The 15,986-nt window shown below is 54.5% G+C and carries 15 protein-coding genes; 9 read left to right on the top strand and 6 right to left on the bottom strand.

Annotated features, from left to right (window positions below):
- Positions 1-11: 11 nt before the first annotated feature.
- A complete protein-coding gene (locus OSC10802_RS0125075) occupies positions 12-1,355 on the bottom strand; it encodes an esterase-like activity of phytase family protein (RefSeq protein ID WP_232731751.1) in 1,344 nt (447 codons plus the stop codon).
- An 89-nt stretch (positions 1,356-1,444) separates the two neighbouring features.
- Here OSC10802_RS0125075 and OSC10802_RS0125070 point away from each other — a divergent pair, with 89 nt between their 5' ends.
- The gene (locus OSC10802_RS0125070) at positions 1,445-2,692 is read left to right on the top strand and encodes a tetratricopeptide repeat protein (protein WP_017719523.1); all 1,248 of its coding nucleotides are present in this window, start codon (positions 1,445-1,447) and stop codon (positions 2,690-2,692) included.
- 191 nt (positions 2,693-2,883) lie between these two features.
- Here the strand turns inward: OSC10802_RS0125070 and OSC10802_RS0125065 are convergent, their stop codons facing one another.
- The gene (locus tag OSC10802_RS0125065) at positions 2,884-3,492 is read right to left on the bottom strand and encodes a hypothetical protein (protein WP_017719522.1); all 609 of its coding nucleotides are present in this window, start codon (positions 3,490-3,492) and stop codon (positions 2,884-2,886) included.
- Between the two features lie 552 nt (positions 3,493-4,044).
- Complete coding sequence (locus OSC10802_RS55835) at positions 4,045-4,176, bottom strand: hypothetical protein (protein ID WP_255349170.1); 132 nt, start codon at positions 4,174-4,176, stop codon at positions 4,045-4,047.
- Positions 4,177-4,384: 208 nt separating this feature from the next.
- On the opposite strand from OSC10802_RS55835, the gene OSC10802_RS41715 reads away from it, so the two are divergent.
- The 3 genes from OSC10802_RS41715 to OSC10802_RS50990 are packed head-to-tail and all read left to right on the top strand — an operon-like array spanning position 4,385 to position 7,561.
- A complete protein-coding gene (locus OSC10802_RS41715) occupies positions 4,385-6,874 on the top strand; it encodes a WD40 domain-containing protein (protein ID WP_017719520.1) in 2,490 nt (829 codons plus the stop codon).
- Between the two features lie 9 nt (positions 6,875-6,883).
- Positions 6,884-7,333: a WD40 repeat domain-containing protein gene (locus OSC10802_RS54815; protein WP_071593349.1), complete on the top strand. Its 450-nt coding sequence runs from the start codon at positions 6,884-6,886 to the stop codon at positions 7,331-7,333.
- A 33-nt stretch (positions 7,334-7,366) separates the two neighbouring features.
- Entirely contained in the window at positions 7,367-7,561 is a 195-nt protein-coding gene (locus OSC10802_RS50990; protein ID WP_155968347.1) for a hypothetical protein, read from the top strand.
- Positions 7,562-7,604: 43 nt separating this feature from the next.
- Here OSC10802_RS50990 and OSC10802_RS41710 read toward each other — a convergent pair whose 3' ends face one another.
- Complete coding sequence (locus OSC10802_RS41710; protein WP_017719518.1) at positions 7,605-7,865, bottom strand: DUF4351 domain-containing protein; 261 nt, start codon at positions 7,863-7,865, stop codon at positions 7,605-7,607.
- Between the two features lie 204 nt (positions 7,866-8,069).
- Positions 8,070-8,939 (bottom strand): DUF4351 domain-containing protein, encoded by an 870-nt coding sequence (locus tag OSC10802_RS0125045; protein WP_026098780.1) that lies wholly within the window; start codon positions 8,937-8,939, stop codon positions 8,070-8,072.
- 1,161 nt (positions 8,940-10,100) lie between these two features.
- Between OSC10802_RS0125045 and OSC10802_RS0125030 the strand changes: the two genes are divergently transcribed.
- From OSC10802_RS0125030 to OSC10802_RS0125020, 3 genes are all read left to right on the top strand, one after another.
- Entirely contained in the window at positions 10,101-11,096 is a 996-nt protein-coding gene (locus tag OSC10802_RS0125030) for a metal ABC transporter solute-binding protein, Zn/Mn family (RefSeq protein ID WP_232731750.1), read from the top strand.
- A gap of 5 nt (positions 11,097-11,101) precedes the next feature.
- A complete protein-coding gene (locus OSC10802_RS0125025; protein WP_017719513.1) occupies positions 11,102-11,941 on the top strand; it encodes a metal ABC transporter ATP-binding protein in 840 nt (279 codons plus the stop codon).
- 256 nt (positions 11,942-12,197) lie between these two features.
- Positions 12,198-13,046 (top strand): metal ABC transporter permease, encoded by an 849-nt coding sequence (locus OSC10802_RS0125020; protein WP_017719512.1) that lies wholly within the window; start codon positions 12,198-12,200, stop codon positions 13,044-13,046.
- 44 nt (positions 13,047-13,090) lie between these two features.
- Here OSC10802_RS0125020 and OSC10802_RS46625 read toward each other — a convergent pair whose 3' ends face one another.
- A complete protein-coding gene (locus tag OSC10802_RS46625) occupies positions 13,091-13,255 on the bottom strand; it encodes a metallothionein (RefSeq protein WP_071593348.1) in 165 nt (54 codons plus the stop codon).
- A gap of 459 nt (positions 13,256-13,714) precedes the next feature.
- Here OSC10802_RS46625 and OSC10802_RS0125010 point away from each other — a divergent pair, with 459 nt between their 5' ends.
- Entirely contained in the window at positions 13,715-14,863 is a 1,149-nt protein-coding gene (locus OSC10802_RS0125010) for a glycosyltransferase (protein WP_026098776.1), read from the top strand.
- A gap of 103 nt (positions 14,864-14,966) precedes the next feature.
- Positions 14,967-15,671 carry an undecaprenyl-phosphate galactose phosphotransferase family protein gene (locus OSC10802_RS0125005; RefSeq protein ID WP_017719510.1) on the top strand — a complete coding sequence of 235 codons (705 nt, stop codon included), beginning with the start codon at positions 14,967-14,969 and terminating at the stop codon, positions 15,669-15,671.
- Positions 15,672-15,986: the final 315 nt, after the last annotated feature.

The following is a 15,986-nucleotide window of genomic DNA, read 5'->3' as shown; positions in this document are numbered from 1 at the left end:
AGCTCCCTCAATCACCGCCCTTTCTTCAGGCGAAACAGCAGGAACTGCGTCGGTTGCTCCTCCTCGAAATTGTTGTCGCTCACCAGGAGCAAGCTCTGGGTGCCATCGGGCAAGCGAGGGCCAAGCGTCATCCCCTCTAGGTTGTCCAAGGTTACGCCGAGGGAAGCTAAGTTGAGCAGCAACTTCTTGCGCACCGGCTCAATTCCTTTGACCTCGCCCTTGAGGCTGGCAATGGCTGAGGTGTCTGTGGCCCCGCCGGTGGCCACTTGAAAAATCCGAGCGCCGTATCCCAAGAACCCCAGGGAGCGCTCCAAACTCAGGAAATGGCCCCCGCCATCCAGTACCATTAAGTCGGTCAAGCCACTGGCAATTGACCACTTCGGCGGTGTGTCCATCGGGTAGAGGTGTTCTGCAATCAGCACCGGCGGATCGCCGGTCAAGCTGGTCAAATAGTGCAGCAGCCGGTTTTTGGGTGGCTGTTCTGAGTCGGGCGGGTCCGTGTCCTGGAGCAGCGGTGCCTCTGTGGCGGTAAACACGCGCAAAGGCTCGCCAGCGCCGCCCGGATTCAGGGTCAGGGACTCAAACCCGAGATTGTTTTGCACCCCCCTGTGCTGCTCAGATCCAGCGGCGTCGGGCAAATAGCGCTGCGGGATTGGCAAACTCTTGCGCCACTGACCGGTACTCAAGTCAAACTCATTCACAAACGGAGGGATGCCGGCGCTGGAGACTCCTTCGCTGGCGACAAAGACTGTGTTCGGCGCGGCGAAGGCCAAACCTTCGGGATTGATGGTGTTTCTGGCATAGGGCTGGCCATCCTCGGCAGTTAGGGGGGTCACGCCTTCCACAGAGACGTTCTTGATGCCAATGCTGCCGGTGTCCTTGGAATCGAGGTTCAGGCGCAGGGTGTAGAACCGCGCCGGCGCGAAGGCGCTGGGGTCGTCGGAAAGGGCGTAGAAGCGATCGCGCTGCCGGTCGTATGCGATCGCTGACAGTCCGCCTACGGGCGTTTCTTCAAAGGTCATTTTCGGCAGCAGGTACTCGTCGAGAAATTCTAGGGAAACGTCGAGAAAGATCCGCTTGTCTGCTGCCAGCATCCCTGAGTCCGCTGCCGCCGGCTCTGAGGGTGCCGGCTCACCGGCTCCCGCCGCCCGCTCAATCCCTCGCTCGACTGCCGGCGCAATCCCTTGCTCCAGTGTCACTTGGGCATTACCGCAGCCAGTGAGCAGACTCAACAGGGCGAAGGCGCACGCTGCTAGCATTGGAACGAACCGGCGAGACATTGAGGGCGTCTTTTTTTGAAACAGCGTCACTAGCACGCCACCTGTGCCAGCATAGCGATTACTACCGTTTGTCACTTGAAAACCCACAAGACTACCTGGTTTCCAATGTAGCAGGCACTTTGGCTGCAAACATGTAACTAACAGCTGGAGGAAAGAAAGTTCAGATGCACAAGAAAATCCCTTTGTCAAGTATTTGCCTGGGTGTTGCGCTCACCGGCACGGTGCTGTTGCTGTCTGCCGGTGCGATCGCACAGGAAAGCAACTCCTCCCAGCCGCCGCAGGAGTTTCTCGAACCGCTGGAGTTTACAAAGCCCGATCCGCTTTTGCCGGAAATGCGGGAAGAGCGGGAGCTCACCCCTGCGGAGCTGGAGGCGCTCGCTCCCGCTCTCGATCAGCTCAACGCTGAGGCGGCGGCGCTGCTGCAAGCGGGAAAGACGCTGCAGGCGTTCAATACTTGGAATCGGGAGTTGCGATTGCGCCGGTTTTTTGGCTCTTTGGCGGAGGTGGGAGCGCTGACAAGGGTGGCGAAGATTGCCAGGGAGAAAAGTCAAACGACGGAGATGCAGCTGATTGCGCAGCGCCTGCAAGCGATTCAGCTGGAGGCGGAGGTGGGGGGAAAAGTGCCGGCAGATCCGAAGTTGCTGGAAGCGCTGGGGGCGGCTTTTGTGGAGGTGGCGGCGCGAGAGCAAGCTGTGGGGATTTACGAGAAAATTTTAGCGGCGGCGCGAGCTTCGGAAGATATGCCGGCGCTAGAGGCGACGCTGACTGCGCTTGCGCAACTGCATTTCGGCGGGCTATCTTACGCGGAGGCTGCTGCGACTTATGAGGAATTGCTGGCTCTCAATCAGAAGAAAAGCAATCGCACGCAGCAGGACAATTTGAATGAGGGGGTTTATTTGGAAAATCTGGCTTTTCTTTACGACAAGATTAAGGAGTACCAGCAGGCTTTGGGGGTGCGGGAAAAGCTCCTGAACCGCTATCGCGCGGCGCAAGATCCGGTGCCGGTGGCGGCGCTGAAGATAGCGATGGGGGAAAGTTGTGAGGGGCTTGGCCGGCTTGTTATGGCGGCTCAATACTATCAGGAAGCTTATGCGCTGGCGTGGGCGCTGCAGCAGTTTGCGCGTGCCGGTGAGGCGCTGCAAAAATTGGGCGCACTTTACCAGGAGCAGGACAAGAAGCAGGAAGCTTTGCAGGTGTATCAAGCGCTGCTGGTGGTGCAGCAGCGAGGTTCGGACTTTTACGGTTTGATGAATACTTACGATTTAATTGGCACGCTCAATGTGGAGCGGAAAGCTTACCCTCAAGCGCTGGCTGCTTTTCAGAAGGGGCTGGAAATTGCCAGACAATTGAAGTATCAGGAGGACTATTTTGAGAGGAAGATTGAGGGCGTTAACCAGGAGCGCAACCGGTAGCGCCGGCTTGAGTAAGTCATATCATGTCCGCTTGCATCGGTTTTGTATACATAGCCTTGTAGGGGCGGGTTCTGCCAAGATATTTCTGGCAGAGAGCAGAAGATGAATAAACCCGCCCCGACCTCGCATACAAAAACAGTGCCACCTGACATGATATCAGAACGTGCCGGCTGGCTCCCTACCGGCTGCCGTTATAAATATTCAACAGCTGCCGGCTCATCTCCGTCTTCTTCTTCTTCGGCTAATAGCTCATCTAGAAAAAGAAGATTGGGCGGCAGGTGACGCGCCAGCGCCACGCCGGTTGCCTGACAGTATTTTATGGCGAACTTCTTGGCCTGATTTTTATTGGGCAGGCAGGGATTCAATACTTCAACTTCCAGCCAGCCCAGCAGGTCGGTATAGGGGGTGCGCTCTCGCTCAAATACGGAAACCCGCCAATACTCTAAGGAAGGATCGTCGGGGAAGAGGATTTTTTGCTCTTCTGCGCAAGGTTCGCCCTCTTCAAGTATCGTTTCGTAAACTGTGCTATTGGGCATGAAGTGAACGCACTGGTCGCCTATTTTAATGTCTCGCAGCACGCCGGTTTGGGGGTTGGCGTATTTCCAGCCTTTCTTGCGCTTGAAGACTAGGGGGATGAGTTCCTCTGCGGATTTTCCGTGCTTTTCGATATATTGCAGCGCTCGCTCAAAGGTGTGGAAAACTTGGCCGGCGGTGTCTCCGTAGGGATCGACAACCTGCAGCCGGCCTTCCCGGAGCTCGCGAATAGTGTGGCCTTTGTGTCTGTGTTCGAGTTTCAGCATAGATCAGTTGTGAGCATATCTGTGGGGTGCGTTCTCCAGGGGGGGACGCGCCTCACTTTTCAATTTTAGGGCAAAGGGTGCCGGTGGCAAGATAAGATTTTTCCCCTCACCCCCGCACCCAACGCCTGCACTCACCCTCACCCCCCTAACCCCCCTCTCCCATGAAGGGAGAGGGGGGGACAAGAAAAGGAAACCCACCCCCCAATTCTCATAAAAATTTAACAAAAAAACACACAAAATGCGCCGCACTTGTGTTAGGGTGTAGGTGGTGGAAAATGTGCCGACATATAAGGTCAAAGTTTGGGGCTTGCGCGTTTTGCTAGGTTCCTGGCGATTGGAAAGAGACTGTTGGCGAATGCGTGAGGGGTTAGACTTACAGCTAGTTCCTCCGCGATTAGCTAGGTTCCTGGCGATTGGAAATCGCGGCTATACAGACGAAGCCCGCCTTCGCGGGCTAAGAGAAGAGCGAGACTCTCGAAATGTGCGCGGTTTTCGATGAACGTAGGGTGGGTTCCCCTCCCAGGGGAACCCATCCCCAATTCTCACAAAATCTTAACAAAAAAACACAATGCGCCGCACTTGTGTTAGGATGTAGGTGGTGGAAAAGGTGCCGGCATATAAGGGTGAGATTTGTGGCCGGCGCGTGGCGATTCCCAACTGCCGGCTTGCAAGCCCCACCGGCACATCTGTTATGTAATTGCAGGAAAGGACTCATCTCCGGAATAGAAAGTCTGGCGCATAGAATTTCCGGCTCATCAAACAAAGCCCACCGGCACCGGCATCCCCCCGCCCGCTGTATTGCCGGTGGGCGCAGAGCGCAATTTTAACCAACCCTCTACCGGAACCGGCACATCTGTTGTATAATCGGTGCAAAGCTCTACCGCCGGAACCCATGCGCTGTCTCAACTGCCATCAAGACGGACTCCCGCTCAATACCCAATACTGCCCTAACTGTAACACCTACTTGCCGGTGCTGATGCGGGACATCCTGCCCCCGGGCACTTGGCTGCGCGGGAACGACTTCCAGATAGAATACGCTTTGGGGCGGGGCGGGTTTGGCATTACTTACCGCGCCCACCAGACTGGTTTAACTCGATCGGTGGCCATCAAAGAATTCTACCCCCGCGACTCTTGCCAGCGCCTCCCTGAAAATTTTACAATTTCTGTGGCGCACAACCATAAAGACATGTTTGACAAATGGTTGACGCGGTTCGTGCGGGAAGGGCGCATTTTGGCAAAACTCAACCACCCCAACATCGTGCGGGTGTATGACTTAATTGAGGAAAGAGGCACCGCCTATCTGGTGATGGAACTGCTGGAAGGTGGCACCCTGCGGCAAGAGTTATACGCCCAACCGGCAAAAAAATTGCCCCCCCAGCGCGTGCGAGAAATAATGGAAGCGCTCGTGGGTGCCTTAGAGGCGGTTCACGAAGAGGAAGTGTACCATTTGGACATCAAACCGGAGAATATCCTGGTAACGCCAAAAGGTCAAGTGGTGTTAATCGATTTTGGGGCGGCGAAGCTGGGAACCAGTGCGACTTGGAGCACCCGCGCTCTATCACCTGCCTATGCGCCGCCAGAACTGATTAACTCCCAGCGGATAGGGGCGGAAAGCGATATTTTTGAGCTGGGGATGGTGCTGCACGAAATGCTGGCGGGTGCGCTTCCAGAACCCGCCAAACGCCGACAGTTGGGAGACAGCTGGCAACCGGCAGGTTTGGAAGAACCTTGGCGGAGTTTAGTCGCAGCAGCTTTGCCGCTAGATAGAGACAAGCGCCCCAAAAGCGTGCGGGAATGGTGGAATTCGGCGGGGTTTGCACCGGCAGTTCCATCCCCCGCGCCGGCAGTTCCATCCCCCGCGCCGGCAGTTCCACCCCCCGCGCCGGCAGTGCTTCCGCCAACAGTTCGCTTATCACCGCCGGCAGTGCTTCCGCCAACAGTTCGCTTATCACCGCCGGCATTTGAGCTACCTCCTGTAGCTGGATTGCGGGGCAATTTTATTTTGCCACAACTGGCGCAGCAGGGGATGGTGCGGCGACTGGGGCGCGGATTGATTAAGAATGTGATTCCCCTGAATCAGCAGTTGGTGCTAATGTGTGCGACTGGCGGCGCGGCACTGTTTAATATGAGCAGTGGCGAGGCGCTGTGGGAGATAGACTGTCCGGCGAATTTCGGTGCTTTGAGTCCCGATGGAACTCTGCTAGCATTGGGTGGGGCGCGAGATATCTATTTGTGGGATTTGCGCACCGGGAAATTCCTGCGACAGCTTTCTGGACATGAGAATTCGGTGAACAGCGTCGCCTTCTCCCCAAATGGCAAAATTCTGGCGTCGGGGAGTCGGGATAATACCGTGCGACTGTGGGATGTGGCAACAGGGAGACAACTGCAACAGCTTTCTGGACATAAGGATTCGGTGTACAGCGTCGCCTTCTCCCCAGATGGCAAAATTCTGGCGTCGAGGAGTGGGAAAACCGTGCAACTGTGGGATGCCGCAACAGGGAGAGAACTGCGACAGCTTTCTGGACATGAGAATTCGGTGGAAAGCGTCGCCTTCTCCCCAGATGGCAAAATTCTGGCGTCGGGGAGCTCGGATAAAACCGTGCGACTGTGGGATGTGGCAACAGGGAGTGAACTGCGACAGCTTTCTGGACATGGGAGTTCGGTGAACAGCGTCGCCTTCTCCCCAGATGGCAAAATTCTGGCGTCGGGGAACTCGGATGAAACCGTGCGACTGTGGGATGTCGCAACAGGGAGTGAACTGCGACAGCTTTCTGGAGATCTTCTTGGCACAGTGAACAGCGTCGCCTTCTCCCCAGATGGCAAAATTCTGGCGTCGGTGATCGTCGATACTTTTTGGGCAGTAAATGATACCGTGAGACTGTGGGATGTGGCAACAGGGAGAGAACTGCGACAGCTTTCTGGACATGAGAATTCGGTGAGCAGCGTCGCCTTCTCCCCAGATGGCAAAATTCTGGCGTCGGGGGATTATAAAAGCATGGGACTGTGGGATGTGGCAACAGGGAGAAAACTGCCACAGCTTTCTGAACGGAGTCGTGGGGTGAGCAGCGTCGCCTTCTCCCCAGATGGCAAAATTCTGGCGTCGGCGCATAAGAAGTCTTTCGTGTTACTGTGGGATGTGGCAACAGGGAGTATGCTGCAAGGGTTTTCTGAAGATGATCATTTCGTGATCAGCGTCGCCTTCTCCCCAGATGGCAAAATTCTGGCGTCGGGGGGTGAGGGTGATAATACCGTGTTACTGTGGGATGTGGCAACAGGGGGAACACTGCGACGGCTTTCCAGACATGGGAATTCGGTGGAAAGCGTCGCCTTCTCCCCAGATGGCAAAATTCTGGCGTCGGGGAGTAGGGATGATACCGTGTGACTGTGGGATGTGGCAACAGGGAGAGAACTGCGACAGCTTTATGGACATAAGTATTGGGTGATGAGCGTCGCTTTCTCCCCAGATGGCAAAATACTGGCGTCGGGGAGTCAGGATCGTACCGTGCAACTGTGGGATCTGGCAACAGGGAGACAACTGCGACAACTTTCTGGACATGGGTATTCGGTGTGGAGCGTCGCCTTCTCCCCAGATGGCAAAATACTGGCGTCGGGGAGTCAGGATCGTACCGTGCAACTGTGGGATCTGGCAACAGGGAGACAACTGCGACAACTTTCTGGACATGGGTATTCGGTGTGGAGCGTCGCCTTCTCCCCAGATGGCAAAATTCTGGCGTCGGGGAGTCGGGATGGTGTGGTGCGGTTGTGGGCGGTTGGCGGATTTTTGAACCGCACGCATGGATTAGCCGGCGGGTTTTGGCGGCGGATTTTTGGGGCGGGTTGATTGATAGGTTTCGCTGTGTCTCTTTGATTGCGGTTGCACCGGCACATCCCAGAAACGGGCGCGGGAGAGCGCCGGCGGTGTGGCGGCGAGTTGATGAATATGTGTCGCTGTGTCTCAGAGATGCCGGTGGTTGCCGGCACTTACCACCCCCTCGGATACTGCGCTTTTGCAAGGAAAGCCTTTTTAGCCGGTGGGGGGGACAGGCGAGACGCCTGTCCTACGTCTTAAAATAAGTGGCTACTGCTATATTATTGCCCGCCCAATTCCTGAGTTAACTTTCACGCGCCTTCAACCAAGAGACTAAATCCGCCACACTAGAGAAATCCAGCAAATCTTCCGCAAAATCCCTTAACTGAGAAATCGATAGCCGCGCCAGACGCTCCTCGAATTCAGGTTCCAGCCCACCTAGCCGGTGCGTCAGCTGGTGCTGGATCACTTTTAGCAAATGGGCTTGCGCTTCCAGCAGTCCTTGTTGAAATCCTATTTCAAACCCTTCCCGCAGAATACTTTGATAAATCACTGATTCTCGCATGAGAGCCTCCCTGAATATTTACCGAATGAAAGTTCCCTCAAATTCCCGCCAAGCTTGGAGTGTTGCTGGCGCTATAAGCTTTTTGCGCACCGCCGCACCTTTCATTATACCAAGCTGCCGGGTTTTTGCCATAAGTAGGGTGTACTTCCGCGCTCCCGTCGAAAAGGAACCGCACCGGCAATAATTGCCGGTGCAATTCCTTAGTTAACTTTCACGCGCCGACAACCAAGAGACTAAATCCGCCACATTAGAGAAATCCAACACAGCTTCCACCAAATCCCTTAACTGAGAAATTGATAGCCGCGCGATCCGCTCCTCCAATTGCGGTTCCAGCTCCCCCAGCCGGCGCGTCAGCAGGTGCCGGCTCGCTGTTAGCAACTCGGCGCGTCCTCGTTCAATCCCTTGTTCAATTCCTTGTTCAATCCCTTGTTCAATCCCTTCGCGCAGAATGCTTTGGTAAATGACTGACTCTTTCATAAGATCCTCCCTCAATACTGACCGAATGAACGTTTCCTCAAATCGCAGCCCCGCGAGGATGGAGGCGGACGCTATAATATTCTGGCGCAGCCCCACATCTTCCATGATAGCAACCCGCTGAGCGACTTGCCGCAATAGGGTGTTGGGGTCATCACTTTTGGCTAGCGCCGCCAGCGGTAACAGTTCGGGAACCTCTAGCAGTGGGGCTGGATCTTCTTCCCACAAGCGGATGACTCGATAGCGGTGGACAGTGCTGCTATCGCGATACTCATTTTCGTACACTAACTCAGAGTTAGTGGACTTCAGGAAAATAACGAACTGCACCAGGGGATATCCAGGATATTCCTTGAGCAGTCTGCTTTTGTACTCCAGCATTCGCACCGGCACCGGCGGGTTGGAGTAAGGCAGAGTCTGAAATTCCAGATGGAGAATTTGTGCCGAGACTTGCAGGAGGACTAGGGAATCCGCCCGCAGGGGTTCGCTACTGAGTTCAGTCTTCAGTACCTCCACCCTTTCTGGCTCCATGTTTAGGAGCCAGCGGACAAATGATGCCGGCGAGCTTTCCGCCAGGTATTTACAGGTGTTATCGTAGCTCAAATTATCCCCATAATTTCAATACTTTACTTGAGCATAATATTAACATAAGTCAGCCCTTATTGTCAAGAAAATGCGGCGATAAATTGAGATAAATCTTACCCCACACCCTCCCCGTTCACGGGGAGGGGAGCTTTCCAGGAACCGATTTCCCCCCTGTCCTCGTCTTTACTGAAAAAAACTGGCATATTTTGAGAGTCTCTCTCCACTCTTAGCCCGCGAAGGCGGGCTTCGTCTGTATAGCCGCGATTTCCAATCGCCAGGAACCTAGCTAATCGCAAAAAAAATACCTAATTGCCGAGGAAATAGCAAACATGTCTAACCCATCACAGATTCACCAACTGCATCATAGTATTTCCCGACAATCACCGCTAATTATGACCGGCACTTCTCAGAATGTCTCAAATCTTTCTGCCGAAACCGCCCCTACAATAAACAGGGGCGGGGTTAGCCACCGGCACCCCCCGCCCCCACTTCCCCAAACATAAAGAAACCCGGTTCCTTCAAGAAACCGGGTTTCTAACTACTCCCGACGCAACCGCCGGTGCGCACTGACTAGAAAGGGAGTTTGCTCTGTAGCTGATTGCCGGCTTGCGTGCAAACAGCGCATTTGCATTTAGCCCAAAAGTTGCGCAGTTGGGCTTTAGCCCAAAAGTTGCGCAGTTGGGCTTTAGCCCAAAAGTTGCGCAGTTGGGCTTTAGCCCAAAGAAAGTAGTTAGGCTTTAGCCCAAAAGTTGCGCAGTTGGGCTTTAGCCCAAAAGTTGCGCAGTTGGGCTTTAGCCCCACCGGCTCTCCCTCACCGGCCCTCTGGCCAGATTGCAGTCCAGGCCCACCGGCACCGCTCCCGTCTGCCCCACCGCGAGCCGATCTCTGACGCCAAGCAGCCGGCCACGCAATTCTACGTTTGAATCACTATCTTATACTTAGCCGTATCTCACCTTAACGTAAGCTCTATTTATAAAATTAATTATCCGGAATAATTCCCTCTGACAGCGGTGGCGCTCGCCGGCAAGACCCCTGCTGGCCCCTAGCCGAATAAGAATCATTATTAAATTTCCCAAATTTCCGGGAGAGTCAGAGCCAGACCCAATAAAATTAGAATTAGCATCATTCTCAAAAGTGCTTCCCGCCAGCATCACCCAGACCCGCAGAAGGAGAGAAACTGTGATACGCTATACCCCGCCCATGATGATGCTGCTGCTGCTGCTGTCAGCAGCCGGCTGCAGCCAACCGACACCCACGCCCAAGACAGAGGTGCAAAATCCCCCTACCCAGACAAAACAGCTGAAAGTGGTGGCCACATTCCTGCCGGTGTACTGGTTCACCAAGGCGGTGACTGGGGATAGGGCGCAGGTGGAAATCTTAGTGCCCCCAGGGGCGGAAGTCCACGAGTACCAAGCCACACCGGCAGCCGTGGGCGCAATCGCCAGCGCTGGCGTGCTCGTCAAAAATGGCATGGGATTGGAGGAATTCCTGCAAGCTACTGTCAAAAATGCCGGAAATTCCAAGCTCAAGGAAATTGATGCAAGCAGAGGCATTCAAGCTATAGAGGAGATTTCGCCAGTGGAAACGCCGGTGGGAAATGCCGGTGAAAAGAAAGGCAAAGACGAACACGAAGGAGAAGCCCACGATCTCCAGCATCACGAACACCCGGGGAGAAATCCCCACGTCTGGCTAGATCCAGTCTTAGCCAAACAGCAGGTAGAAAACATTCGGGACGGCTTAATTGCAGCCGACCCCGAAAATCAAGCCACCTATAAGGCAAATGCCGCCGCCTACATCCAGCTACTAGAGCAGCTAGACAGCCAGTTCAAACAGCGCCTGCAGAAATATCCCAACTGCACCTTTATTACCTTCCACGATGCCTTTCCCTATCTCGCCAAACGCTACAACCTGAAACAAGTAGCGGTTGTCAAGATTCCCGAGACGAGCCTGTCACCTCAGGATGTCAGAAAAACTGTAGATACGGTTAAGCAATATCAAGTCAAAGCCCTATTGGGAGAGCCGGTTACAGACAATAAATTGCTGCAAACTCTCTCGCAAGACTTGAAGATCACCCTATACCCGCTGAATTCCCTGGAATCTGGTTCCTTAGACCCGCAACATTATTTTACAGCAATGCAAGCCAATCTGCAAACTCTTGAATCTGCGTGCCGGTAACTGATATGAATTCCGACTCACTCAACGGCTGGCATGCCCACGCCCAATCCAAAATCCCCAACTCTCAACTCCCCACTCTCAAGGTGGAGAACTTGACCGCCTACCAGGGAACTTATCTCGCCCTTCGGGAGGTGTCGTTTGAATTGCCGGCGGGAACCGACACCGCAGTAGTTGGCCCAAATGGTGCCGGAAAAAGCACCCTGGCGCAAGCGATTCTGGGGCTAATTCCCCGCAAATCTGGGCGGATTGAAATGTTTGGCCGGCCCTTGGAACGGCTGGGACCCCTGTGCCACCAGATAGGCTACGTCCCGCAGAATTTTATCTTCGACCGGTCATTCCCTATTTCTGTTTGGGAATTAGTCGGATTGGGATGGGTGAAACAGAGAAATCCCCAATCCAAAATCGAAAATCCAAAATTCAAATGGCCTTGGCAGCCAGAACCGGAAAAATCGGCAGCGATTGCCGGTGCTTTGCAGCGAGTCGGCGCTTACCAGTTGCGCCACCAAGCGATCGGCACGCTGAGTGGTGGCCAGCTGAAGCGGGTGTTGCTGGCCTACTGCTTGGTGATGCCGCGCCGGCTGCTGGTGCTCGACGAAGCGTTTGCCGGTGTGGACGCCCAAGGAGAAGCCGATTTTTACGCTTTGCTCAACGAGTTGAAGCGGGAGCACAATTGGACAGTGCTGCAAGTTTCCCACGATTTAGATATGGTGAGCCGGCACTGCGATCGCGTCATTTGCCTCAACCAAACTGTTGTTTGCACCGGCAAGCCGGAAATTGCCCTAGCACCGCAAAACTTGCTGGCCACCTACGGCCCAACCTTGAGCCGGTACCGGCACACCCACTAAAGTTAGGGGTTAGGGGTTAGGGGAAAGAGGCACACCCCACTCCTGAAAATTCGTGCATTAAATTTGCAATATACGCTCTCTGCCAGCGTTACTTTTTGTTGCATATAAGGAGCTTATGGAGGCAACGCCCCCTTTCCAGAGAAAGCAGATTAAAAGCCTAACAGCTTATTTCTGGCATAAGGAAGTTTCTTGTTGGACATCAAGAAACCGGGTTTCTTGAGAAACCTGATTTCTCAACGAATTAGAAATTGTGGAGATGGATTTGGTGATTTACTTGCCGGCAGTTGCCGGTGGCGCAGATTTGCTGACGTTGCTGCAGTTTCCCTTCATGCAGCGAGCCATCTTGGGCGGCGTACTCATGGGGCTGCTGGGGGGATTGCTGGGCACCTTTGTCACCTTGCGGCAGCTGTCTTTTTTCAGCCATACTGTCGGGCACGCCGCCTTAGCCGGTGTGGCTTTGGGCGTTCTCCTGGGCGTCAATCCCACTTGGACGCTGCTGCCCTTCACGCTTGTTTTCGGGCTCACCGCACTGTACCTGCTGGAGCGGAGCGATTTAGCCAGCGACAGCATCTTCAGTATTGCCGTGTCGGCTGCTTTGGCCATCGGAGTCATCCTCACCAGCTTTATTCCAGGCTACCAGGGCAACCTGATGGGGGTGCTGTTCGGGGATATTCTGGCCATCAACTGGAGCGATTTGATTTTAATCCTGCTGCTGCTTGCCGTGAGCGCTGTCTTTTTGCTGTCAACCCTGCGCCAGCAAATCCTGTTAACCCTGAATCCGGCTGTGGCCAAAGTTCAGGGCATCCCTGTGCGGCTGCACCAGTACGTGTTTGTGGTGCTGCTTTCCCTGGCGGTTGCTGCAGCCATCAAAGCGGTGGGCATCCTTCTGGTGAATGCCTTTCTGGTGATTCCCGCCGCCAGTGCCAAATTGCTCTGCCACCGGTTTGCCGGCTTTCTGGCCATTTCTGTGATGCTGGGCGCTCTGAGCAGCATTGCCGGCATGCTGGTGTCTGGCCTTTTCAACTTGGCCTCTGGCCCCAGCATCGTTGTTGTCCAGTTCTTGCTATTTCTGGCCATTCTGGGCGGGACGAAGCTGAGAGTGTGAGCTCTTTACCCCTCACCTCTCACGCTTCATTCCTCACTCAAACCTTAGTGGCACTCACACCCGTGATGGCCGCAGCTTTCCCCCTGAGGGTGGCCATTGGCGCAGGCTTCTCCGCAGTAGTATTTGCCCTCTTTTTGCACGGCATCTTCGAGTGAGACGACGCACAGGCAAGACTCACAGGCACATTTCATTTGGGTTACGGTGCTCATGGCTGTCTCCGATTCCTTTATTTACTGTCCGCCAGATATCTGAACAGATATTCATACTTTTTCACTTTAACACCTGAACCGGCATTCAGGCGTGTTTTAATCTTTTTTTAAAGAGCCGGCAGTGGCCGAAAGCCGGCCCACATCAATCCGGTTGATTAGTGTTGCTTTTCGAGCGAGTGGCCTTTAGCTGAAGCTCAATATTATTAGGGATTAGAAGGGTTTCACCCTTTTCTGCAACCGACAGTGTGGCAAAAGCCCGCCGCCCCGGCTGTGTGGGTTGTAAATTTCTTATTTGTAATAAGCGAGGGGACAGGGGAGGCATTGAGCAGCGGCGCGGGTTGAGACAGAGATCGCTGGTGATGGTGTTGACCAAAACAGCAGATTGAGAACATGATTGAAGGGCGGGAAAGATTTGCCTGTCCCGAAGCTGCAAGCATCCTGAGTTGACAGAAGCCTGCTGTGCGATTAAAATATGCCCTCGTCCATGAATGGTTGACGCCCGAGGCCACCGGCGGCTCGGAACTGGTTGTTCAGGAAATACTCAAACACATCGACGCCGATGTCTATGCGCTGATTGACTTTGAATCGACAAATCCCGACAGCTACCTGTTCAAGCGCCGGATTGGGACAACGTTTCTGCAACAGTTTCCCTTTGCCCGAAAAGGGGTGCAAAAATATCTGCCCTTGCTGCCGCTAGCGATTGAACAGCTGGATTTGCGGGACTATGACGTCATCCTCTCATCATCCCACGCCGTCGCCAAAGGAGTGCTGGCCTCCCCGCAGCAGGTGCACATCTGCTACTGCCACACTCCCATGCGCTATGCTTGGGAGATGACATTTGACTACCTGGAGAGATCACCGGCGGGGAGAGGAGTTCAGGGAGTGCTGACGCGGTATCTGCTGCACCGGCTGCGGCAGTGGGACGCCCTCTCAGCGAATCGGGCCGACTATTTTATAGCCAACTCCCAGCACACGGCGCGCCGCATCTGGCGCTGCTACCGGCGGCACTCAGAGGTGATCTACCCGCCGGTGAATGTAGAGCGATTCCAGTTTCAGGAACAGAAAGAAGATTTTTACTTAACAGTGAGCCGGCTGGTGAGCTATAAAAAAGTATCCTTAATCGTGCGCGCCTTCAACCAGCTGGGACTGCAGCTAGTGGTGATTGGCAGCGGGCCAGAGCTGGCGCTCCTCCGCCAAATGGCCTTACCGAACGTGCGGGTGCTGGGGTGGCAGCCAGATGAAGTCGTGCGGGAGTGTATGGCCAAAGCGAAAGCCTTTGTCTACGCCGCTTGCGAGGATTTTGGCATCGCGCTGGTAGAGGCGCAAGCTTGCGGGACGCCCGTGATTGCCTGCGCTGCCGGTGGGGCCCTCGAGACAGTGCGGGACATCCGGCAGCACCCCGATTCCGGGACGGGGTTGCTGTTTGCCCCCCAAACCGCAGAAGCCTTAGTGGAAGCGGTGCGGGCGTTCGAGGCCGGGCAGAGCGCTTTCAATCCTGAAAGCGTGAGATCGCACGCCGCGCAGTTTGCCCCGGAAATCTTTGCCCAGCGCTACCTGGCCACAGTGGGGCGCTGCTACCAGGAATTTCACTCCCTAAATTCCGGCTAGAAAGGTGTCTGTTATCTCCGAGCCTCTGCAAGGCCCCGCACCTAACAGGGCGTCTGGAGGCTTTACAATCAGGACTGTGTGTGGTGTGAATTGAAGGAGTAAGATGACTGCCGAAAGCCAACTCATCTCCGGCAAGGTCATTCGGGCGATTGTCAAACGGCCCTTTCAGGGGCTCGCATTGAGTGGTCTAAACGGAGAGTTCTCCAAGCGGTTGTTCGATATTGTGTTTTCGCTAGCCGTTGTGATCCTGTTTTCCCCAGTTTACCTGATCTTGGCTCTGCTGATCGCTCTAGCCTCACCAGGGCCAATTTTTTATGTCCAGGAACGGGTGGGGAAAAACCGCAGGCCCTTTGGCTGCATCAAATTCAGAACGATGGTCGAAAACGCCGACGAAATGTTGCAGGATATGATCGCCAGATACCCGCACCTGCGGCAAGAATTTGAGGATAACTTCAAGCTCAAGCACGACCCTAGAATAACCTGGATAGGCCGATTTTTAAGGCTGACCAGCTTGGACGAATTTCCCCAATTCTGGAACGTGCTCAAGGGAGACATGAGCGTTGTGGGGCCAAGACCTCTAGTGGTAGAGGAACTGTCAAAATACGGGCGTCACATCGATAAGGTGCTGACCATTAAGCCTGGGATTACAGGCTTGTGGCAAGTATCTGGACGCAACGACATCCCCTACCCCCGCCGAGTCCAGATGGACGTTTACTATGTAAACTTCAGGAATTTTTGGATGGATCTGTGGCTGATTGTGAAAACAATTCGCGTTGTGATTTTCCCCAAAAATAATGGAGCCTACTAAAAATGAAACGTCAGCCAGCAGGCGCTCGGCAGCAGTCACTGCGGCCAAAAAAGCGGGGGGAAATATGGAAAGTCTCAGAAACTTCAGAACGAGGAGTGGCTGGCTTGGGAAAAAGTTTTCAATTCTTTACAAACATTTCAGGGTTGGTGAGTGCCCGATTGAGGATTTGAAGTTAAGGTAGGGATTGAGGCTGCTCACCGGCTGCCACCGGCAGGGACGCTCGGGTTAGGGCAACCCCTCTGGCACTGGCAGCCGGACGCCTGCGCCGGTGTCGCTGCCCTCCAACCCTCGGGACTGCTATCCTCTGCGAGCGGT

This window comes from Kamptonema formosum PCC 10802 (assembly GCF_000332335.1).
Lineage (GTDB): Bacteria > Cyanobacteriota > Cyanobacteriia > Cyanobacteriales > Oscillatoriaceae > Oscillatoria.
The sequence above is the reverse complement of the archived record's forward strand: the minus strand, read 5'-3'. Positions and strand labels throughout refer to the sequence as shown.

Coding starts and splice junctions, on each gene's coding strand:
- OSC10802_RS46625 (WP_071593348.1), bottom strand. CDS start 13,255: ATGAGCACCGTAACCCAAATGAAATGTGCCTGTGAGTCTTGCCTGTGC.
- OSC10802_RS41715 (WP_017719520.1), top strand. CDS start 4,385: ATGCGCTGTCTCAACTGCCATCAAGACGGACTCCCGCTCAATACCCAA.
- OSC10802_RS0125070 (WP_017719523.1), top strand. CDS start 1,445: ATGCACAAGAAAATCCCTTTGTCAAGTATTTGCCTGGGTGTTGCGCTC.
- OSC10802_RS0125020 (WP_017719512.1), top strand. CDS start 12,198: ATGGATTTGGTGATTTACTTGCCGGCAGTTGCCGGTGGCGCAGATTTG.
- OSC10802_RS0125025 (WP_017719513.1), top strand. CDS start 11,102: ATGAATTCCGACTCACTCAACGGCTGGCATGCCCACGCCCAATCCAAA.
- OSC10802_RS41710 (WP_017719518.1), bottom strand. CDS start 7,865: ATGCGAGAATCAGTGATTTATCAAAGTATTCTGCGGGAAGGGTTTGAA.
- OSC10802_RS0125005 (WP_017719510.1), top strand. CDS start 14,967: ATGACTGCCGAAAGCCAACTCATCTCCGGCAAGGTCATTCGGGCGATT.
- OSC10802_RS0125065 (WP_017719522.1), bottom strand. CDS start 3,492: ATGCTGAAACTCGAACACAGACACAAAGGCCACACTATTCGCGAGCTC.